Source organism: Paenibacillus sp. GXUN7292 (genome assembly GCF_050864975.1).
Taxonomy (GTDB): Bacteria; Bacillota; Bacilli; order Paenibacillales; family Paenibacillaceae; genus Pristimantibacillus.
This window is the reverse complement of sequence record NZ_JBOZWO010000061.1, coordinates 1-21,504: the sequence shown is the minus strand read 5'-3', so window position 1 is coordinate 21,504 and position 21,504 is coordinate 1. Positions and strand designations below refer to the sequence as shown.

The following is a 21,504-nucleotide window of genomic DNA, read 5'->3' as shown; positions in this document are numbered from 1 at the left end:
GATTTATGGACCAATAACGGAACCACTGTCACTTTGCCGCCTCTAAACTGCGATTTTGGGTGCAATAACGGAACGACTGACCAGCTAGAGAGAATACTGCTTTAATGGGGATATCGCCGCACCTTGCCGCTACGATCATGTTTAGCCCTGCGCTTGTGCTCAGCCCACCCGCTGAATAACAAAATCACCTATCGGTGACCTAACTTGCCTTCATCGTGTGTAAAGAACAAACGATCATAGCTATCTATTTAGCCGCCTATCTTCTCTTTGCAATGCGGTCATCCATGACCGTTAGAAGCAAAAAGCAGTCTTTTTGTTGCATGTGCGGACACTTATGTCCGTTAGAAGCAAAAAGCAGTCTTTTTGTTGCTTATGCGGACACTTATGTCCGTTAGAAGAAAATTCAGTCTAATTCTCTAGCTTTTTTCCCGCTAACGGACATTTCTGTCCGCTAGACAGTAGAAGTTGGAGAAAAATGAGCGCTAACGGTCGTCAGTGTCCGCATCATTAGGATCTAAACGACAAAAAAACCTTTGCGCAGCCAAAAGATTAGCGCACAAAGGTTATTTCACTAGGCATCCTGCATGCCGATGCGGTATAAGAAGCTTCTGAAGGAGCGTTGGCCTTCGCTCGTTCGCTTAAACACGCCTGCGTCCTTCAAGACTTCCAGAAACTTGTCGCCTGTTTCTGAAAGCAGCAGCTGCTTTGCAGCAGGTGCCGTGTGAGAAGCGCCATGCTTGCTTCTAAGCTCCTCCAGCCACACAGCATGATGCTCCAGCGGGCTTCCCTTCAGAATGCCTGCAGCGGGCGCCTGATCCGTTAAATAAACAGACAGTTCTTCTAGCTCCTGCTTTAACCGGCCCGGCAATACAGCCAAGCCCATCACTTCAATCAAGCCTATATTTTCTTTTTTAATATGATGATGCTGCCTATGCGGATGGAAAATACCGTCCGGATGCTCTTCACTAGTCCGGTTGTTTCGAAGCACAAGGTCAATTTCAAACTTCCGATCCGCAGTCAATCTCGCAATTGGCGTAATCGTATTATGCGGCGTGCCGTCGCTGCTGCAGGCCAGCACATCTGCTTCAGCATCGCTGTACTGGCGCCACTGATCCAGAATATAGCAGGCTGCACGATGAACGTCTGCCTTGGACGCGCCTCTTATGCGCAATACAGACATCGGCCAGCTCACAATGCCGCAGCTCACATCAGCAAACTGCGGATGGGTAAAGCCCGCCTCCTCAGCTGCTTTCTCCATCGGAAATTGATGCCTGCCCGCCTGGAAGTGATCGTGACTAAGAATCGATCCGCCCACTATAGGCAAGTCAGCATTTGAGCCTATGAAATAATGCGGGAAGCTTTCTACAAAATCGAGCAGTCTGGCGAAGGAGGAATGGGTAATCGCCATCGGCTCATGCTTCGCTTTAAAGACTATACTATGTTCATTGTAATAAACATAAGGCGAGTATTGAAAAAACCAGTCTTCATTTTGCAACTGCAGCGGAATAATGCGCAGATTTTGCCTTGCCGGATGATCCAGTCTGCCGGCATAGCCGACATTATCGGCGCATAGCGGACATTTTGGATAATGAGACTGCTGCATAGTGCGCAGCAAGGCAATCTCTTTCGGGTCTTTTTCCGGCTTCGATAAATTAATCGTTATCTCCAGCTTGCCGTAATCGGTTGGATGAAGCCAAAGCTGGTTTTTGGCGATACGATCCATACGAATATAGTTGCTGTTAATATTTAGTTGATAAAAGCGATCTGTTGCGGCTTGTATTCCCTCGCTTGCTGCCGCAGCTTCAAATGCAGCGGCGACTTGAGAAGGCTTTTGCAGCAGCAGGCCCATAATATTGGCATCCAGCAAATCTCTATAATTAATTGTATTCTCAGGAATTAAGCCAATAGAATAGCCGTATGAAATAAGCGGATCAACAATCGTTTGCACCTGCTCGGGAGCAGGCGGGGCCTGCACATCCGCCGGCTCTGCGAAATCGAACAGATCCAGCAGGCGGTTGCGTGTATCGCTTACGTCAAGCGGGTCCAAATTAAGCTTTTGCCGTGCGTATTGTACTAACTGTTCTATGAACAGCTTCGCCTCCGCTTCTGATGCGACAGTTTCACTTATGATCGTCATGCGAAGCAGCTCCTTCTCTATTAATATTCTGCATACCCATTAGGGCGGGCTTCATGCCATTTCCAGGCGCTCTCGATAATATCTTCAAGCTTATCGCGGCTCGGCTTCCAGCCAAGCTCAGTGCGAGCACGCTCAGAGGAAGCTACCAGTACAGCAGGATCGCCTGCCCGGCGCGCTTCATATACAGCTGGAATCTCCTTGCCGGTTACTTTGCGTGCTGTATCAATAACCTCTTTAACGGAAAAGCCCTGACCATTGCCCAGATTGTATACTGCGCTATCAGCACCTGAGCGCAAGCGGTCTACAGCGAGCACATGCGCATCCGCCAAATCACTGACATGAATATAATCTCGAATACAAGTTCCGTCGGCAGTAGCGTAGTCTGTACCGAATACAGACACATGCGGCCGTTTGCCCAGCGCTGCTTCAAGCACGATTGGAACCAAATGCGTTTCAGGGCGGTGATCCTCGCCAATTTTGCCGCTATCATGCGCGCCAGCTGCATTGAAATAACGAAGCGAAATCGATTTAACGCCATGAGCAACATCGAACCAATTCATCATTTTTTCCATTGCCAGCTTTGTTTCTCCATATGCATTCGTTGGGACGGTACGATCATATTCGTCAATAGGTACGCGGTCAGGCTCACCATAAGTTGCAGCGGTGGAGGAAAATACGATACGGCTCACGCCGTATTCATTCATTTTTTCAAGCAGGCAAAGCGTGCCGTAGACGTTGTTGTGATAATATTTGCCTGGCACCTTCATGCTTTCCCCTACGAGTGAATTCGCAGCAAAATGAATAACCGCATCAATTTTATTTTCCTGAAATATTTGGTCCAGCACAGCAGCATCGCGCAAATCGCCAACATACAGCTTCCCCGCTATAACCGCTTCTTTATGTCCTTGCTGCAAATTGTCCAAAATTACGATATCCTCGCCGCGCTCGTGAAGTGCCGCTACAGTATGAGAACCGATATATCCTGCTCCGCCTGTTACTAAAACTGCCATTACGGTCAACCCCTTTCATCCGTCTCTATTTTATTGCAACCGTTCTACTCCATTACCTATATTGCAAACATAGAAATCTGCAACCAGCCCGGTTGCTGCTGTATAACGCTCGCCTACATGCTGCTTGAACTGCTCAACCTGGTCCTCGTGTACAAGCGAAACCGTGCAGCCGCCAAAGCCTGCTCCAGTCATGCGCGAGCCAAGCACGCCTTCCACTTGTCTAGCAGCATCAACCATCGCATCCAGCTCCGCTCCAGTTACTTCATATAAATTCCGAAGTGAATCATGCGAGGCATTCATCAACTCGCCAAACTTGTGCAAATCATTGCTGCGCAGCGCTTCATTAGATTGCAGCACCCGGGCGATTTCCTCCACGACATGCTCTGCGCGGCTGCGCACGATGTCATCCTGGATCAAATGCTTCGCCTCATGGAACTGCTCCGCCGTAAGCTGGCCGAGCAAGGTAAGCTCCGGGTAAGCGGCGCGCAGCTCAGCAACCGCCTGCTCACACTGGCTGCGGCGCTCATTGTATTTGGAATCAACGAGCCCGCGGCGCTTGTTCGTATTGCCAATCACGAGCTTATAGCTGCCTGATTGAAAAGGGACAAGCTCGTATTCGAGCGTGTCGCACATTAGCAGAATCGCATGATCCTTCTTGCCATTGGCGACTGCAAACTGGTCCATAATACCGCATTTTACGCCATTGAATTCATTTTCAGATTTCTGCGACAGCAGGGCGATATCTACAGTGTTCGTCTCCTGTCCCTCCATAGACAGCAAGGCAAATGCGGTTACGACCTCAATCGAGGCCGAGGAAGACAAGCCCGAGCCATTCGGGATTTCGCCATGATACAGCAGGTCATAACCGGAGCTGAACACTACGCCGCGCTGATGCAGCTCATTCACGATTCCTTTCGGATAGTTCATCCAGTCATCGGCTTCATCATAAGAAACCTGTTCAATCGATATATGCTTGCCTGCTGGAAAATTAGTCGAAGCAAGACCTAGTTGGTTATCTTCCCGCTTGCGAATAAGCAGTGTTGTGCCAAATGTCAGTGCCGCCGGAAATACATATCCGCCGTTATAATCCGTATGCTCGCCAATCAAGTTGACGCGACCGGGGGCATGGAACACTGCGACTTCTGCTTGTGAAGCTCCATATCTGGATTCAAATTGCTCTATCAGCTCTTGAATATTTGCCATTGTGATCATCACATTCCTTTATCTCATTATTTTAAACGGCACTCTTTGTTCTAGCCTTAGTATAATTCAAGCGGATGCAGAACGTAATGGCTTGAAATGCCCCTCATATGGATTTATGTGACTGTTTTAGCACTGGAATAGCGTGGTATGATAAAGAAAGGGCATTTTTATTCAACAAAAGGCAGGTGTTCGTGTATGCAATATACTTATACAGTTGCTTCTCAATCCGAGTCTGCGTCTGCACAAAGCCAGCCCCTGCAGGTGCTGTTTTCCGGCGAAAGCCAGACGAAGCCTGCGCATCGCCTCGGGCCTAAGCTATATGATTTCTATTTGATGCATATTGTGCTTTCCGGTAAAGGAACCTTCACCCTTTATGACAAAATCTTTGAGCTGCAAGCAGGACATACCTTCCTCATACAGCCTGAACAAATTATAACCTACGAAGCTAATACTGATGAGCCGTGGCGCTATAGATGGGTCGCATTCAAGGGAGAGTATGCCAAGCCGCTGCTGCAGCTGGCCGGTTTCAGCGAACTGCGTCCAGTGCAAATGCTTGCGGACAAGCGCAAGGCTGCAATCCTTTTCAGGCAGCTTTATGCTGCTCTTCGTCAAGGCGACTCCGCCTCTGCATTACGAACGAGCGGATTGCTGCAGCTTCTATTAAGTGTATACGCAAGCGCTAATGAAGCAAGCCAGCAAATGAGTGTTGCAGCGCGCTCGTCTGGAGAGCAGCATTTGCAAGAGCAAATTGTTCATTACTTATCTACCCAATATACTGAGCCGGTTTCTATTGAACATATGGCAGAGGCGCTTGGTTATAATCGGGCCTACTTATCCCGAGTTTTCAAAAAACAAACCGGCCTTACGCCCGTTTCCTTTCTTCTCAAAATGCGTCTGGACAAAGCCAAGCTGCTGCTTCGTGAACGGCTCGATCTTACCGTTGAGCAAATCTCTGCTTCTGTCGGTCTACAGGACGCATTATATTTTTCCAAGCAATTTCGTAAAAGATTTGGCAAATCCCCCACCTCGTATCGCAAAGCAATCATTAGTCACAACGAGCTGCAGAGTGTCGATTAATATTACTTGGCACTCTCACTGGACATAATAGCTTCAGGAGGGACTCTCATGAAACAGCTATATGTAGGTAATATGTTTTGGCCCAGCCTTTATACGGCCGGCAAAAGCTTCGCCAGCCTGCAGCATAATGACGCTGCCGATGCTGTTATTATTGGAGGCGGCATGTCGGGCATGATTTGTGCAGCCCTGCTGGCACAAAGCGGCGTGTCTGCTATTGTGCTTGAACAGGATGAAATAGCTTCCGGCAGCTCTTCAGCCAATACCGGCTTGCTGCAATACTGCAATGATATTATGCTGACAGAGCTTTCCCATAATATAGGCAAGGACAATGCGGAGCTGTTTTATCGTGCTTGCAGGCAAGCTATTGATGATATCGGACAGATTGCCGAAAAACTATATAAACAGGCTGGCTTTCAAAGAAGAAGCAGCTTATACATTGCTTCTACAGAGCAGGACGTGCCTAAGCTCAAGCAGGAATGCAGCGCCCTGCAAGCCGCAGGTTTGCAGGCAAAGCTATGGACTGCCGATCAAATAAGCGAGCAATACCCATTTCGCAGGCCGGCAGCTATTGTAACAGAAGGAGATGCCGAAATAGATCCCTATCTGTTTGTTACTTCATTATCGGAGTATGCTGCCGATAAAGGCGTAAAAATATACGAACATACAGAAATGACTGGCTACGAGAAGCTTTCAGATGGCAGCCTTCGCATTAACACATCCAGCGGCTGGCATATTGATGCCAAGCATCTTATATATGCTGTCGGCTATGAGCCGGAGCAGCTGCGCAGCAAGCTCATTAAGGCCAATCTCAACCGCACCTTTGTCATCGTAACCGATGTGCAAAGCAATTTGGAGCAATGGCATGAACGGCAATTAATATGGGAAACCGCCAGACCATACTTCTATATGCGCACTACTGAGCAAGGGCATATTATTGCAGGCGGACTTGACGAGGCTGCTGGCCGCACGCTGGACAACAAGCAATCCAGACTTAAGAAAAACAGCCAGCTGCTGCAAAAAATACAATCCTTTTTTCCTGAGTTCGACGCGCCCGTCAAGTATGAATGGAATGCGATTTTTGGCGAATCAAGAGACGGCCTTCCTTTCATCGGCTCCGATCCGCTGCAGCCTAATATATTTTACAGCCTCGGCTATGGTGGCAATGGAACTGTTTACAGTATGCTTGCAGCGGGGCTTATTCGCGATCTTATACAGGGTAAAGCCAATCCTTTGGCGCAAATTGTCGCTTTGCATCGATAAATAATAACAAGCTTCATCCTAAAGGACTGGTTGTGCATCAAAGCTGTTCAAGGTATGATGAATAGTAGCAAATACTAGGAAATATCGGAATAGCAGGAGGAAAGCCAATGATTCATCGGATGCTTCATTATCCAGCGGGCTGGGAATGGCAAATATTGCAGCAACCAAGAGTGCAGCCCTCGGCTTCAACCGAGCAGATAGATACCGACAGCGAGCAAAGTGAAATCACTAACATATATGATGCCAAGCGCAAGCTGCCCAAATGCGCTGCATGGCTGGATCAATGCGAGGAAAGCAGCTACAGCCAATTTCGTGTCCAGGAGCATAGCGAGCTGGGCCCCGTATTATATGGGACATTAATGGTTCAATTATCCGATGACCGCCATGATATACAGCCCTTCCATTATTGGATGAGCAAGCATGAGCTTATTACACTGCATAAGGATATGAGACTGCCGCTTCGCTTGCAATCGATAGCGCATACTTCCAAATACGAGCTGTGCAGCAATGCGCCGGAAGCCTTTATGATCATGCTCGGCTCGTTAATAGACGTCATCCACACCGGACTTGAGCAGTTCAGCAAGCAGCTCGCCGAGCTGGAAGCAAGCATCCGATTCCGCCAGCCTGTTCATCAATTGGAAGCGATAATAGAACGCAGATATGACCTCGTTCATTGGAGCCAGCTTTTCGTACCGGCAAGAGAGCTTTTTGGAGCTGCCAAAGAAACATTCATTCATGAGCTCGCGCAGGCCGACAGCTTCAAGCGTACGGAGCATAAGCTGGAGCGTATGGAAACGCTGCTGAACCACTATTCCTCAGAAATTGATACGCTTATTTCCATGGATGAAGCGATGTCCAGCTTCCACGGCAATGATATGCTCAAATCGCTGCTTACTGCAGCTATTCTGCTCATTCCGGCAGGGATTGCAACGATTTTGTGGGGCTTTATATCCGCCAAAATGAATGGACAGGAGCAAGTATGGTGGATAGCCGTCCTGATTGCCTTTGTCATTGTGCTTACAACGGTGTTATACATACGGCTCGGACATCGCAAGGGGTCATCTAAGTCCGAGGACAAAAGACGTCTCCAGCTGCGCTCCGCCCCTTCCTTGGCGGCAGAGAAGGGCGATGAAGTGTTAAGCAGAGCCCATCACCGCAAAAAAAATGATAAACTGCGCAACGGACGCAAAAGTTACGCTGAACCGCTCCATAAGCAGCGCGCTTCACTAAACAATACACTAAACCATGGAGAGGCAACGCCTCTGCGCAGCAAAAAAAAGGGCAAGCCTTAACCGGCAGGCCCTTTTTTTTGCGTTAACGCGCCTTCTCTCGTGAAGAAACGCTTCTATATACAGGTCATTATTTCTTCCGGTACTCATACAATAATGCTATAGTTTTCATCACGAGAAGCGGAGGGGTATTCAATGCAGCCAACCGATGAAATACGCGGCAGCAGCAATCCGGCAGGACCTGACTGGCAAAATGCTATATTCCTGGCCGCCTTATGCGGGCAGACCTATATGCAATACGAGAATAAAACGGATGGCTTATTTCTAGTCCCCAAATCCTATACGCTTGTCGGCTCATTTACAGCCCGTTCCTACGATAATCGCTATGAGCCGTTCGGCTTTGTAATCACTTCTGATCAAGCTACAATTATAGCCTTCCGCGGCACCAGCTCTGCGGTGGACTGGGTATCTGACTTTATCGCACAGCAAACGTTATATCGTCCCGTAAAAAATGCCGGTCAAACCCATAAAGGGTTTACCGACATCTATATGTCTGCTCGCGATCAAGTAATTGAGCTGCTGCTGCAAACGCCGCCAGATCGCCCTTTATTTATTACCGGGCACAGTCTGGGCGGTGCGCTGGCTACTCTTGCCGCACTTGATATTGCTAAAAACACTTATTTTTTCGAGCCCTTCGTCTATACGTTCGGCGCACCCCGAGTAGGCGATCCGGAATTTGTAAAGTTTTATAATTATACGATAGCCAGCCACTGGCGCTTCCAAAATGAGTTCGACATTGTTCCTCATCTGCCTCCGCTAGTATACCAATCGCCTAAAACGAAAAAAAATTATTTTTACCTGCACGTAAAAGGCGAAGTCATGCGCTCTTTCCGCATGGGCTCTGTATCGGGCAATCATATACTAAGCAGCTACTTTAATGATCTGGCCAAAGATAATGAAGAGCTGACTCAAGCGATCTGCTCCGAGCCTCCCGGCTGGTGTCCGCTTGACCTTCCGGGCGATGAGCTTTAATTTTTAATGGCTATCGAGGCAGCACATAAAACAGAATGGCAAAGAAATGAACGATAGAGCCTCCTAAAACAAACATATGCCAAACAGCATGATGATAAGGAAAGCTTCTCCACATATAAAATACCGTGCCTGCAGTATATAGCACGCCACCGGTAATTAGCAGACTAAGCCCGCCAGGCGCCAAATGCTCAGTCAGCGGCCTCCAGGCAAATACAATGATCCAGCCCATTGCAATATAAATAATAGTCGAGGTAAACAAATATTTGGAGGCGAAAAATGATTTAAAGACGACGCCGGCTATTGCCACACCCCACACAATGCCAAAGAGCGTCCAGCCTAAAGCGCCTTTCACGATATGAAACAAGATTGGCGTATAGGTTCCTGCAATAAAAATATAGATAAACGAATGGTCAAGAGCCTCAAATACTCGCTTGGCCTTTCCTGCCGGGAAACTATGTACAAGCGTAGAAGCTGTATACAGCAGCAGCATTGAGGTGCCATAAATAGAAAAACTGACAATATGCCAGGCGGTTCCTTTCCAAGCAGCAAAAACAATAAGCAATACTAACGCTGCAATGCTAAGCAGCGCGCCTATGCCATGCGTGATGGCATTAGCCATTTCCTCCCGCCATGAAAAGCTGTGAGTATTCGCCACTGCAATCTCCTCCCCCATGCCTGCATTGTTTAAAACAACATCATTATCTTATAAGTCTACAGAATCAAAGCCAGCCTTTCAACCATTCATGTACACGTCCCATTATTTTATCCAGATTGCAAACCGAGTTCTGATCGATAAAGGGATGTTCATGCCTGAAATAATCCGCATGTCCGCCCATTGTCGGCACGCCTTCTACATGCCCCGGCGAATACTTTCTCGCATTCCATCTTATGATATGATTTGCCGCTTTGTTCCAGCCGCCCCAGCTGCCAAGCCTGCATATAGGATCAATTCCTTTGCCCGACTGATCAACCGCATGGAAATAACTGACCTTCTGCTGCAGCTTTGGCAGGATTGGAATGCGCGGCGAGCCGATTTGCACGATGCGAAAATCGGTTTGCTCGCGCTCCACCTCCAGCATTCGCGCTGCTTGGTAGGCAGCTGCCCCCCCGCCGCTATGCCCAATCAGCAGCATTCTTCTTCCTTCCGGCAAAGAAGATTTTATTTTTGAAAAAGCATATTTGCCGCCAATACGCCTGGCAAGCCGACCATTGGATAAATCACTGCGCACCTCTATTAATTGATGAACAAGATTGCGGCTCATATCACCATAAGGCAGCAGCACCTCAATGGTTGCTTCTACTCCATCTCCGCTCAGCCTGTCGCTCAGCTTATCCATGCATTCTGTAAAAATGCTAGTTGACGTTTTTACGCCGGCTAGCAAATAGACATGAAGCTTATTGTTTTCTTTTGCTGTCATGCTGCGCCCTCCATGATCTATTCTGTTCCAACATATACATTCATTATGTGGGAACAAGCGTCAATTCATGCGTAAAAATAGGCTGTAAATTTCGTCCATCCGCTCAAGGATATTTAAAAAAAGAAACGCCCTGCTGCAACGAGCCGGCGCTTCTAGCATTATACTCCCATTTTTTTACGTTGATTATTAACCTTCTTCGTATTCTGGCTCTTCAGTTCCTTTGTTCCGGTTGACATATGCTTCTGTCCCGGAATACCTGATTTCCCTTGTTTCTTCTGCGCCAGCAGCTGCTTGGCACGCTCCGCCTGAGAAAGCGCCTTTGAAGACTGCTGCTCTGCGCCAGCTTCGTTCAATTGCTCAGACATGAAATCACCTCATTTCAGCTTTCCATATAGTTGTTATTTTACTACAGAATCGGTCGAGCTAAAAGAGGTATATTGGCTATAAGCTGAGCTATTTGGCTGGTTCTTGATTTGGCAAGCTGCCATTGTCAGCATCTGATTCAATAACCTCTTCGTCGTCTAACGCGCTATGTCTGTCGTCTGCTTGCTCCTCATCGAGCTCTGCAGGCTTCGAATACGAATCCGCATCCACAGGAGTGTTTATACCAGCAAGCTGCTTCTCCAGCTGCTTCACTTTGCGCTGCAATTTCAATTCACGAAGCAAGCCGAACGAGCCTACTGTCAATCCGCCAAGCAGCGTTGATGCCAAAATAACAAGTATAAGAGGCGTAGTCGTTTTGGCAAATAAAAAATTCACTTGCACAGCTTCAACATTAATAACTGCAAATATGGCAATTAACAATGCAAAAGCAAATGCGGCTATAAGCATGCCTTGTCCCTTCATGAGCAATCCCTCCAGCAATAGATTCTCATAATTGGCGCAAATAGTCTAGTGATAATTGATCAAGCTCTCCCGTTCTCCATATGGCAATCTGCCTGCTGCCTGCGCGAATCGCTGTCGAAATCCATAGCTTATCTGCATCCGCATATAAAAATACTCCGTTGCAATAATTGGCAACGAAGCATTTTGAACCGGTTTGTTTGATTATGCTGTTTGAAAAGATTTATTGGCAGATTTGATATCGTTGCAAGCAGCATAGGAATGCAGCTTGCCTTGATAAACCAGCTCCAGGCGCGGTGTATTCTGCAGATCGCCGGGTTTTACGAGCAGCGGTGATTTATCAACTAGATTAATGCCGCTGCGTTCAAATACAGTAGCTACAAATTGCGAACAAAAATAGGAATGTTCCCGTTTCATTTCAAAATTAAACAAAACTCCTAGCATGCCTATCAAATTATATTTATACCGCTCCTGGTGCTGAATAAAGTGCATAACTTGACTTCGTATATTATTATATTCGGTTTCACTTAAGCGACAACGATACAATGCGCACATCGAATCTTCAAAAAATTCACCTCGTACGTCTTCCTTTACAAAGCCTGCAAAAAAAGGATTGCTAGGGTTTTTACGTCCAAAGCTGTACACTTCATTCAGATCAATGTCAAATGAAATGGAGGCATGGTTAAGAGGGTCGCGCGTAAAGCTTCTTATAATCTTAGTCAGAACTGTACCCGTATCTGTTAAAAGTACATAAATATCAGTGCTCATGCTCACTACCTCCACATTAAACAAGGATAAACGGCTTCCGCCGTCCTTTGGACGAGCGCGTTTACCGACAGAAATATAAGAACAGGAAGGAATCAATTTTAATTTCAAAATGCAAAATATGAAATTGATTCGTGTGCAAAACTTATAAATTCTTATATTTGAACAAACTTGTACGTATTAACTATAAGGCAGGAGAAACAAATTCTTAACCTGCTAAGGTAATAACGCTCACTAGACTTTAGTCTAGCTGCTTTTCGTCTATCAATTGTTTTCAGTCAAGTTAGCACGAATCATAATCCATTTTACTGGATTTCTATTTTTAACTCAATATTAATTCATATGCTTGACCACATAATTTATTCGGTAATATTAGTTAGCTCTTGAAGCTCCTAATTGATGCTGGCCGCATCCTCATAGGCAATCGGCAGAATAATTTTAACCTTCGTGCCCTGTCCGATTTGGCTGTAGAAAAGCATTTCCCCCTGCATCGCTTGAATAATTCGGAACGTTACGCTTAGCCCAATGCCCGTCCCTTTCGTTTTTTGGGAGTAAAAGGGCTCGCCGAGCCGCTTCAAATCTGCCTCCTTCATTCCTTCACCGTTATCTTCTATAATAATCATTATTTTATTTTTTTCTATCCGTTTATAAGCCTGAATCGTAATCAAGCCTTCGGCCTTAATCGCCTCAATGCTATTTTTAATAATATTTATAAGCGCTTGTTTAAAATCGGATGATGAGCCGCGCACATAAAGCTCCGGCTCCAATCTCATCTCAATTTGATGACCGTGAACGACCGCAAGCGGAAAAATAATCGCTTTTATTTGATCCAGCTCATCGTTCAGCTTCAATATTGTATTTTTTTCATATTGCGGCTTTGCAAAATTTAAAAAATCAGTAATAATTTCAGTTGCGCGGTCCAGTTCGCTAATAGCAAGCTTTACATAACCGACTTCCTTGGTCGTTAAAGAATTGCTCGAAAGCAGCTGCAGGAAGCCCCTTGTCACTTGAATCGGATTGCGGATTTCATGTGCGACCGAAGCGGCGATTTGATTTATCATTTCCAGCTTTTCCGAACGCTGAAGCTCATTGTTCAACGATTCGAGCTGCTCAGAGTACAACAGCAGCTGCTCATATTTTCTAAGAAAAAATCGAATATGCAGCAGGATGAACGTTGCCAGCAGAGCCAGCAAGCCCCACTTCCACAAGTATAGGCTGTAATCTCCTTCCCGCCCCAAAAAGCGCAGCTGATCCACAGCAATGCAAATGCCGAACAGAGCAAAGCCTGCAATAAAAATTAGCGCCTCTTTATTTTTTTCATTCAGCGCATGTATGAGAAAAACAATTAAAAACAAAATGCTCGCAAGCGCAGAGAGCCCAAGCAATATAATACTGATTTGCCGGTACATGCCTAGAATTTCAGCGTTAAAAAAGCTGCTGAATAGCCAGATGCAACCAATTAATGCGATTGCAAGCTGTACTTTTTTGGTTCTGGCTATCAACTGGTGCTGCCCTTTCCCAAATAAGCTCTCCAATAAGTAAAAAAGAAACAGAGGTAACAGCAAGGCGGATACTTCCGCCAAATAATAGGCTGCGATGCCTGCACCCGGATATACAAAATAAACATAGTTAGAAGACGTAATGATCAGCGTGCCGCTGAGCAGCAAAATTGAGCCCAGCCAGTAGAAGCAGCGCAGCTTCGATCTTACTATTATAAATGAACCTAGCAATATAAGCAGACCTATTATTACACAAGTCGCGCCTGATACAATGTCCATGATGCCATGCCTCGTGTACATATGTTCAAGATTATCGATATTGTCAATCCTTGGACTGCTGTGCAAGCCGATGCGGCTTGCTTCTGTCTCCAGCAAAATAAATACATTTTTATTGCTGTCCTCACTCGTAAGAGGCAGCAGCACCGGGTTATTGATATAGGGATAATTACGCTCAGACTGGATCATAATTTGGTGATCCAGAACAAGCAGCATATTTTGACCGTACAATTTGTCTATGTATAATGCCGGGCGTTCATAGTCTAGATGCTGCGGCAATTGAAACTTGATCCAGGCAACGCTGCTTTGCTTCAGCCGCTTGGGGCGTTTTTCCTCTGTATCGGATTGCAAGTAGCCATTTTCCAAGCCAGCAAGAAGCTGCTCTATGTTAACAGTTTTTATAAAACTTTTATTCGAGTAAAATAAACGAGTTTGCCATTGCTCAATTATTGTGGGCTGTTGCTCGGCAGCCTGTATAAGCTGAGCCGAAGCAGTTCCTGAAATAAGCGAAGTGATTACGGTTAGTATAACTATTGCCATTACCTGTACAATGGCCTTCTTATTTCTCATCGGCCCACCTCAACCTGTCTAGTTGACATACGATAATTTCTTTTATTTCAATCTATTGCCATCATTTCCTCTCTATTATTAGATGATCATTCCTATAAAATCAATAGAAATACAGTTATTCCTTTATAAAAAAGCGGATTACACGCCATTTTGAAAAATTACAATCATCTCTACAGGCAATATTGCAGCATCAGCATTAAAAAGAGGCATCCTATCGTCATTCATCCATGACATAAGGGATGCCCCGTTCCATTCTGGAGTTTTCGGTTACAGATTTACTTATTCACTTACAGCTTGTTCTACTATTACGCCGCCGCCACTCGCATTGCCGTATTTCTCTTCGATCATTTTTTGAATTTCCTCATCTGACATCGGCTCCTGAAGCAGCAGCTCCTCGCCTTTTGTCTGCAGGATGCCTAGCGCTTCGTCAATCGTCTTCTTATCCTCTTTAATCGCTTGGAACTCCTCCTCCATCAGCGAATTAAAGGAGAAGCCGAACTGCCGAGGAAGCTTGTCCATACCTTCATACATATTCCGTGACGCCGGACGAAGCTTATAGAATGCTTCAAAGTTGCGTCCCGCTTCGTCTTTAATATATTTGGTGCGGACCGGGAAACCGCCGTTAAAGCCTGTTTTGGCCTTTACTCGCGCATAATCCTCACTTGCGATATACGAGATAAACTTCCAGGCAAGCTCTTTGTTCGTGGATTGTGCCGATATTGCAAATATGTTACTGTACCAGGTGGAAGAGCTTTGATCTGGATTTTGCACGCTGACCGGCATCGTGACTAGATCCCAATCCTCAACTGTTTTTCCTTCTTCGTTGAAATATTCCTTGGCCCGCTTTATTTCGTCCATGAAGTAACTGGCGTCAACCGTCATCGCCAAGCGGTTTGAAATAAACGGGTTGCGCATCAAATAATCCTCATAGGTTTGCGATCCCGAAAAATTATTGTTCTCAACATATAACGCTTTGGAATTGACAGCATCAAGCGCAGTCTCTACAACTGTTTTCCAGCCTGGCGTATTGATCGTCATCGTCTTCTCAGCAGCATTCACATAGTTCAAGCCCTCTGATTCTGCAAGCATACTGACAACCTGGCTAAACTGATCGCTCCAGCCCATCTTGAGGCCGTATATACGGTCTTGATCGCTGCCGTCGGTAGGAAAACGCTTGGCCAGCGATATAACCTCAGACCACGTCATTTGATCTGTCGGATAATCGACATTATATTTGTCAAAAAGAGATTTGTTATAGTACAGCACCTGGCTGCTGAACGTCGTTGGGAAGCCGTACGTTTTGCCGCCGCCAAGCTCCTTCATATGCTCTACGATGCCAGGTATCATGCCCTCAGTATCGAACTTTTCCTGTGCCATAAAAGCTTCCAAATCATGAAGCTTGCCTTCTGAGGCCATTTTCTCATATTGTGATGTATCCACCATAATAAGATCCGGCTTTTCAGCTTCTAGAAATTCTTGATATGCTTTCTCATAATCAAACTCAGGATCATCACCCCGATTGCGGTAAAGGTTTTGTGTCGTAACAACTTGAATATCAATCTTTTCGTTCAAAGCGGCGAACAGCATGCCGAAGTCCTGAAAGAAGCTGCCCTCATCATAATATACAACCTTCAACGAACCTTCTACCGGTTTCGGCGCTGATCCCCCGCCTAAGCTGCATCCCGCAAGCATCGTTGCGAGCAGTCCTCCTGCAACCAGCTTTTTAAACCAACTTTTCACTTGCAACTCTTCTCCCCCTATCCTCTTTTTCATCCAATATGTACCATATATTATACGACAAGACTAGCCATAAGGTTGCAATTTTAAAAAAATAGACTGCAGTGCATTCCATTATTTGTTAATGAATGCGTGCAGTCATCCTCTTTTATACCTATTTGAACCAGCCCTTTTCCTTGAATCTCGTGATCGCCTCAATCCTGTTGCTGACGCCAAGCTTATCCAATATGACAGATATATAGTTGCGTACCGTTCCTGTCGTTATAAACAGCTCACTGGCAATTTCCTTCGTATTTTTCCCGTCTGCAACAAGGCCCAGCACCTCTTTCTCCCGCTCTGTCAACGGATTCGAATTGCTGGGACCATAGGCCTCATCAATAAGCTCATTGGCATAAATGCGTTTGCCTGCCATAACGCTGCGAATCGAACTAGCCAGCTCCTCGCTGGGGCTGTCCTTCAGCAAATAGCCGCTGACGCCCGCCTTGAGCGCTCGTTCAAAATAACCTGCTCTGGCAAAGGTAGTAAGGATAATGACCTTGCATTCGGTATCCTTTAGCTCCTCCGCCGCCTCCAGCCCGCTTTTAACAGGCATTTCAATATCCATAATACAGATGTCAGGCTTGTGCTGCTCTACCAGCTGCAGCGCATCAGCTCCGTTGCTGGCACGTCCTACTACGCACATATCGTCCTCCAGATCAAGCAGCGATGAAAGTGCGCCCAGCAGCATGCGCTGATCCTCCGCTATTACAATTGTAATCATTCGCTCAGCTCCTTCATCGGTTGTCTCACTGCATTGGGAACAGACATTTTAAGCGTAATGCCGTCGTTTGATACTATTTCCAGGTTGCCGTTTACGAATTCAAGCCTTTCCCGCATCCCTCTTAATCCATTGCCCGGTCTTCCGCTTTTGTTAGCGGGAAAGCCTACGCCATCATCCTCTATCGTCATGACAAACTCCATCGGCGTCGTTTGGAAGCTGATTTTGCAAAGCGTCGCGTTGCTGTGCTTTACAATATTTGTAACAGCTTCCTTCAAGCACATGCTCAGCACATTTTCGGTAAGCAAAGTCGTCGATACCTGCAGCGGATCACCTTCAATCTCCAGCTTGATATCGGCCGCATGCAAGATTTGCTGAATGCGAAACATCTCATCCTCGAGCCGCGTTCCGCGCATTTGCGTCACTAGCTCCCGCACTTCCTTCAGCGCAGTTCTCGCTGTTTGCTGGACATCCAATATTTCCGTCTTGGCCCGCTCAGGCTCCCTCGCTACCAGCCTTGCCGCAAGATCACTCTTCAGCCCTATAAGCGAAAGCTTTTGGCCAAGCGTATCGTGAAGATCACGCGCAATCCGCTGCCGCTCATCCAGCTTGACCAGCTCGGCAATCCGCTTGTTGGCGTCCTCCAGCTGACCCTCCAGCACATCCTGCTTTTTTTGGTTATACGTATTGAAAGGGAGAAGAATAACGACGATCAAACTGATTAATATAAAAGGGAATTGTGTGAAAAACAGCGTCTTCATCGTCACCAGACCATAATTGACTGCGATAAAGGTCGTAATCAGATGGATCGTATATAAGGTTATAAATCCAGCCCGATTTTGAACATTTCCAATAAAAAAGGCTAGAAAAATTGAAAAATACACGTAACTGAATAGTACAGTCATTGTGATCGAAATAATAATTTGCACACTTGTCCAAAAATAGACAAGCCATCCTTTTGACAAAAAGGACAGCCGGTAGCATACAAAAAACAAAACGATCATTACAATCCCGGAAGCTACGGCACCCGTGGATGAGGATTGAAATATAAAATAAAACGGCAATATACAGAACACTAGCCAGACATAGGGGCTTAGCACTGTACTTTTATGAAAAATTTGATACCACTTGTTCAATGAAAGCCTCCTTCTAATTTGCAGCTCTGTAAACTGCCGATAACATGCATTAGATATGGCTAACGAGTGCCAATGTGTCGGTTCTCCATTCAGCTCATAATTCAGTTCTAGATTCAGTTCTTGATTCAGTTCTAGATTCAGTTCTAGATTCAGTTCTTGACTCAGCTCTCTATATTCAGCTCGCCTTCAGCGTTCCCTGCTTGGAAGTTTTAGTGGCCAGCTTTTTAGAGATACGATGCTTTACCATTTTGAAGCTGACAAACTTTCTGTTCTGCTCATCCCAAAGCTTGAAGCGAAGCGATTGCAGACTTTCTTTAATGGTAATCGTCGTCGCTTTATGCAGCGGCGGTGTTTCGTTATGAGCCTTCTCCAGCAAATAATTCGGAATTTTAGGGCTAAGATGGTGCACATGATGAAAGCCGATATTGCCCGACAGCCATTGCAGCAGCTTTGGCAGCTTGTAATAAGAGCTTCCTTCCACAGCAGCAAGCACATAGCTCCATTCCTCATCATGCTCGAAGTATGATTCTTCAAATTGATGCTGTACATAAAACAGCCATATGCCAAGCATGCCGGCCAAATACATGATCGGAAAGTGAACAAGCAGCAGTGCCTTCCAGCCGATAACAAGACCGAGCAGCGTGTAGAAGCTTACAATTAGCGCATTCATAACGTACGTGTTGATTTTTTCCTTGCGGCGGGCGCCTGAGCGATTAAAGCGGTATTGCAGCACAAAAACAAAGATAGGACCCAGCCCGAACATCACTAACGGATTACGATAGGCACGGTATGCAAATCTGCGCCATCTTGATGCAGCTGCGAACTCATCGACCGTCAATATCCAAAGATCGCCGACTCCCCGCTTATCCAAATTACTGCTTGTCGCATGATGAATGCCGTGAGCATTTTTCCATTGCATGTAAGGCACTAGCGTGAGCACTCCCGTCAGCATCCCAAAAAAATCATTCGCTTTGCGATTTTTGAAAAACGATCCGTGACAGCAATCATGAAAAATAATAAATGTGCGCACTAAGAAGAATGCCGCAGCAATACTAAAAGCAAAAGTAAGGAAATAGGAAACCGATAAACTGTAATAGGCAAGCAGCCAAAGGCCAACTAAAGGTAAAATCGTATTAACCAGCTGAATAACACTTGTTTTTACACTGGTTGCCTCGTATGGAGACATCGTTTTTTTCAATTGCGCTTGTTTTAGCTCAGACATGCTGTTCCTCCAATTCGGGGCCTTAAAGTCAGGCACTTCTTACTACTTTAATTGTAAGAAGTTTGAAGGAAAGCGCATAGTCATACCTGTCAGTGTATAAGCATGACATTTGTCATATAAACAATAGTATGGCTGTCAATTCATTACAAATTGACAGCCATACTCATTAGATTGCCCAATTACCTTGTCGGAATATCGGTACAATTGTGCCGTCATGCGTAATCCCGTCAATATCCATGGCTGCCGAGCCGATCATAAAGTCATTGTGAGTAATGCTCGCATTCACGCCATGCGCCGCGAGCTCCTCTGGCGACATGGTTTTTCCGCCTTCAATATTAAAGGCATAGCCGCTTCCAATGGCAAGATGATTGGACGCATTTTCATCGAAAAGGGTATTGTAGAACAAAATATCGGACTCCGAAATAGGCGAATGATGCGGAACCAGCGCTACTTCGCCAAGGTAATGGGAGCCTTCATCGATCTCGACCAGCTTTTGCAAAAACTGTTGCCCTTCCTCTGCTTCATAGCCCACAATACGCCCTTTTTCAAACGTGATCTTAAAGCCGTCTATAATATTTCCGCCATAACTAAGCGGCTTCGTGCTGGATACAAAACCATTGACGCCGTCTTTGTAGGGAACCGTGAATACTTCTTCCGTTGGCATATTGGCCATGAAGGAAACATTTTTTTCATTCGTACTTCCTGCAGCGACCCACAAATGCTTCTCGTGCAGCTCCACGGTCAAGTCCGTGCCCGGCGCTTTGTAATGAAGCTTGTGCAGCTTCAGCTGGTTCAGCTTTTCTGCCTTTTCATGAAGCGTTTCGTTGTGCTTCACCCAAGCGGCTACCGGGTCCGCCTCATGAAGGCGCACAGCATCGAATATCGCTTGCCAAAGCTGCTGGATTGCCAGCTCGCTGCTCGCTTCGGGAAAAACCTTCTGCGCCCATTCCTTGCCTGCAGCGGCAACGACTGTCCAGCTCACCTTATCCGCTTGTATCGCTCTGCGGAACTGCTGCAACCCTTGGCCTGCCGATTTTTGATAGCTGGCAATGCGGTTTGGATCAATGCCCTTCAGGAGATCAGGACTGGAGGACACGATCGAAATAAAAACGGCTCCGCGCTCAACAAAATCGCCGCGCTTGGCTGTTTCCCAAGCTGGAAAGCTGGCAAACACCTCATCAGCCGCCTTTTCATATTTCAGACGCGATAATTCGTCATCGCTCCAATCCACGTGCACGTTGCTTGCACCGGCAGCATATGCTTGCTTCGCAACTCGGCGCACAAGCCCCGCCGATTCAATAGTCGCCGTAATAAACACATCTTGGCCAGACTGCACATTAACGCCTGTGCGTACGATTAACTCTGCATATTTGTCCAACTGCTGCTCTAAATTCATTTGCTGTCCCGATACGGTCATCATCATTCTCTCCTTCATGAAAAACGATATTGTTTATACCTGTATGCCTGCACACTATCTATACACATACCTGTACACTATGCCTTACACATACCTGTACACTATACCTCAACAATGTGTTTGTTCACTATGCACGCACACTATGCCTTACACATACCTGTACACTTTACCTCAACAATGTGTTTGCACACTATGCACGAATACTATGCCTATACATATACCTGTACACTATGAATACTATGCCTATACATATACCTGTACACTTACCTCAACAATGTGCCTGTACACTATGCACTAATACTATGCCTTACACATACCTGTACACTATACCTCAACAATGTGCCTGTTCACTATGCACGCACACTATGCCTTTACACATACCTGTTCACTTACCTCAACAATGTGTTTGTACACTATGCACGAATACTATGCCTTACACATACCTGTACACTTACCTCAACAATGTGTTTGTACACTATGCACGAATACTATGCCTATACATATACCTGTACACTTACCTCAACAATGTGCCTGCACACTATGCACGCAAACTATCTATACACATACCTGTACACTATGCTTACTTATGGCAAGTGTAATCCCGCTGGCCAAGGATAAACAGCTTTGCTGTCCTTTGGGCGAGCGCATTTACCGGTGAAAATATAAGAACGGATATATGGTAATAGCCTTATACTTTCATATATTTTGCAATCTGCAGCATATACCGCCTATTCTGCCAGGCTGCTAATTCAGCTGTAAACTATGCGGTTATTATTTCCTACAATTATAACATTGTTGCATGATTGATTTCAGCATTCTGATTATTTACTCATACAAATTATTTACTCCTGCAAACATTTTGTTATACCAGAAAATTTCTAATGGTAGCACGGAAAAGGAAAAGCGGGGCGGTAGT

The 21,504-nt window shown here is 45.9% G+C and carries 18 protein-coding genes; 4 read left to right on the top strand and 14 right to left on the bottom strand.

What is annotated here, in order from left to right:
• Nucleotides 1-571: 571 nt before the first annotated feature.
• Genes ACRRU2_RS27170 through ACRRU2_RS27160 form a run of 3 tightly spaced genes read right to left on the bottom strand, consistent with a single transcriptional unit; the run spans nucleotide 572 to nucleotide 4,350 of the window.
• Complete coding sequence (locus ACRRU2_RS27170; RefSeq protein WP_432506462.1) at nucleotides 572-2,137, bottom strand: UDP-glucose--hexose-1-phosphate uridylyltransferase; 1,566 nt, start codon at nucleotides 2,135-2,137, stop codon at nucleotides 572-574.
• Nucleotides 2,138-2,157: 20 nt separating this feature from the next.
• Nucleotides 2,158-3,147 carry a UDP-glucose 4-epimerase GalE gene (galE, locus tag ACRRU2_RS27165; protein WP_432506460.1) on the bottom strand — a complete coding sequence of 330 codons (990 nt, stop codon included), beginning with the start codon at nucleotides 3,145-3,147 and terminating at the stop codon, nucleotides 2,158-2,160.
• A gap of 30 nt (nucleotides 3,148-3,177) precedes the next feature.
• Nucleotides 3,178-4,350, bottom strand: a complete 1,173-nt coding sequence (locus ACRRU2_RS27160) for a galactokinase (protein WP_432506458.1) — start codon at nucleotides 4,348-4,350, stop codon at nucleotides 3,178-3,180.
• A 195-nt stretch (nucleotides 4,351-4,545) separates the two neighbouring features.
• Here ACRRU2_RS27160 and ACRRU2_RS27155 point away from each other — a divergent pair, with 195 nt between their 5' ends.
• From ACRRU2_RS27155 to ACRRU2_RS27140, 4 genes are all read left to right on the top strand, one after another.
• The gene (locus tag ACRRU2_RS27155) at nucleotides 4,546-5,427 is read left to right on the top strand and encodes an AraC family transcriptional regulator (RefSeq protein ID WP_331697971.1); all 882 of its coding nucleotides are present in this window, start codon (nucleotides 4,546-4,548) and stop codon (nucleotides 5,425-5,427) included.
• A 48-nt stretch (nucleotides 5,428-5,475) separates the two neighbouring features.
• The gene (locus tag ACRRU2_RS27150; protein WP_331697972.1) at nucleotides 5,476-6,687 is read left to right on the top strand and encodes an NAD(P)/FAD-dependent oxidoreductase; all 1,212 of its coding nucleotides are present in this window, start codon (nucleotides 5,476-5,478) and stop codon (nucleotides 6,685-6,687) included.
• A 107-nt stretch (nucleotides 6,688-6,794) separates the two neighbouring features.
• The gene (locus ACRRU2_RS27145; RefSeq protein WP_331697973.1) at nucleotides 6,795-7,979 is read left to right on the top strand and encodes a CorA family divalent cation transporter; all 1,185 of its coding nucleotides are present in this window, start codon (nucleotides 6,795-6,797) and stop codon (nucleotides 7,977-7,979) included.
• Nucleotides 7,980-8,111: 132 nt separating this feature from the next.
• Nucleotides 8,112-8,948: a lipase family protein gene (locus ACRRU2_RS27140; protein WP_331697974.1), complete on the top strand. Its 837-nt coding sequence runs from the start codon at nucleotides 8,112-8,114 to the stop codon at nucleotides 8,946-8,948.
• Nucleotides 8,949-8,958: 10 nt separating this feature from the next.
• On the opposite strand, the gene trhA is transcribed toward ACRRU2_RS27140, so the two are convergent.
• From trhA to ACRRU2_RS27085, 11 genes are all read right to left on the bottom strand, one after another.
• Entirely contained in the window at nucleotides 8,959-9,603 is a 645-nt protein-coding gene (gene trhA / locus ACRRU2_RS27135; protein WP_432506454.1) for a PAQR family membrane homeostasis protein TrhA, read from the bottom strand.
• Between the two features lie 64 nt (nucleotides 9,604-9,667).
• Complete coding sequence (locus tag ACRRU2_RS27130) at nucleotides 9,668-10,366, bottom strand: hypothetical protein (protein WP_331697976.1); 699 nt, start codon at nucleotides 10,364-10,366, stop codon at nucleotides 9,668-9,670.
• Nucleotides 10,367-10,524: 158 nt separating this feature from the next.
• Nucleotides 10,525-10,731 carry a hypothetical protein gene (locus ACRRU2_RS27125; RefSeq protein ID WP_331697977.1) on the bottom strand — a complete coding sequence of 69 codons (207 nt, stop codon included), beginning with the start codon at nucleotides 10,729-10,731 and terminating at the stop codon, nucleotides 10,525-10,527.
• Between the two features lie 88 nt (nucleotides 10,732-10,819).
• Nucleotides 10,820-11,212 (bottom strand): LapA family protein, encoded by a 393-nt coding sequence (locus tag ACRRU2_RS27120; protein WP_432506452.1) that lies wholly within the window; start codon nucleotides 11,210-11,212, stop codon nucleotides 10,820-10,822.
• A 201-nt stretch (nucleotides 11,213-11,413) separates the two neighbouring features.
• On the bottom strand, nucleotides 11,414-11,977 hold the full coding sequence (locus tag ACRRU2_RS27115; RefSeq protein ID WP_331697980.1) for a hypothetical protein: 564 nt from the start codon (nucleotides 11,975-11,977) through the stop codon (nucleotides 11,414-11,416).
• A gap of 389 nt (nucleotides 11,978-12,366) precedes the next feature.
• Entirely contained in the window at nucleotides 12,367-14,319 is a 1,953-nt protein-coding gene (locus tag ACRRU2_RS27110) for an ATP-binding protein (RefSeq protein ID WP_432506450.1), read from the bottom strand.
• 279 nt (nucleotides 14,320-14,598) lie between these two features.
• Nucleotides 14,599-16,059, bottom strand: a complete 1,461-nt coding sequence (locus ACRRU2_RS27105) for an ABC transporter substrate-binding protein (protein WP_331698085.1) — start codon at nucleotides 16,057-16,059, stop codon at nucleotides 14,599-14,601.
• Between the two features lie 151 nt (nucleotides 16,060-16,210).
• Nucleotides 16,211-16,816 (bottom strand): response regulator transcription factor, encoded by a 606-nt coding sequence (locus tag ACRRU2_RS27100; RefSeq protein ID WP_331697982.1) that lies wholly within the window; start codon nucleotides 16,814-16,816, stop codon nucleotides 16,211-16,213.
• On the bottom strand, nucleotides 16,813-17,949 hold the full coding sequence (locus ACRRU2_RS27095) for a sensor histidine kinase (RefSeq protein WP_331697983.1): 1,137 nt from the start codon (nucleotides 17,947-17,949) through the stop codon (nucleotides 16,813-16,815). The genes ACRRU2_RS27100 and ACRRU2_RS27095 overlap by 4 nt, the downstream gene beginning before the upstream one ends.
• 175 nt (nucleotides 17,950-18,124) lie before the next feature.
• Nucleotides 18,125-19,171, bottom strand: a complete 1,047-nt coding sequence (locus tag ACRRU2_RS27090; RefSeq protein WP_432506447.1) for a fatty acid desaturase — start codon at nucleotides 19,169-19,171, stop codon at nucleotides 18,125-18,127.
• Between the two features lie 166 nt (nucleotides 19,172-19,337).
• On the bottom strand, nucleotides 19,338-20,594 hold the full coding sequence (locus ACRRU2_RS27085) for an aminopeptidase (protein ID WP_432506445.1): 1,257 nt from the start codon (nucleotides 20,592-20,594) through the stop codon (nucleotides 19,338-19,340).
• Nucleotides 20,595-21,504 lie beyond the last annotated feature (910 nt).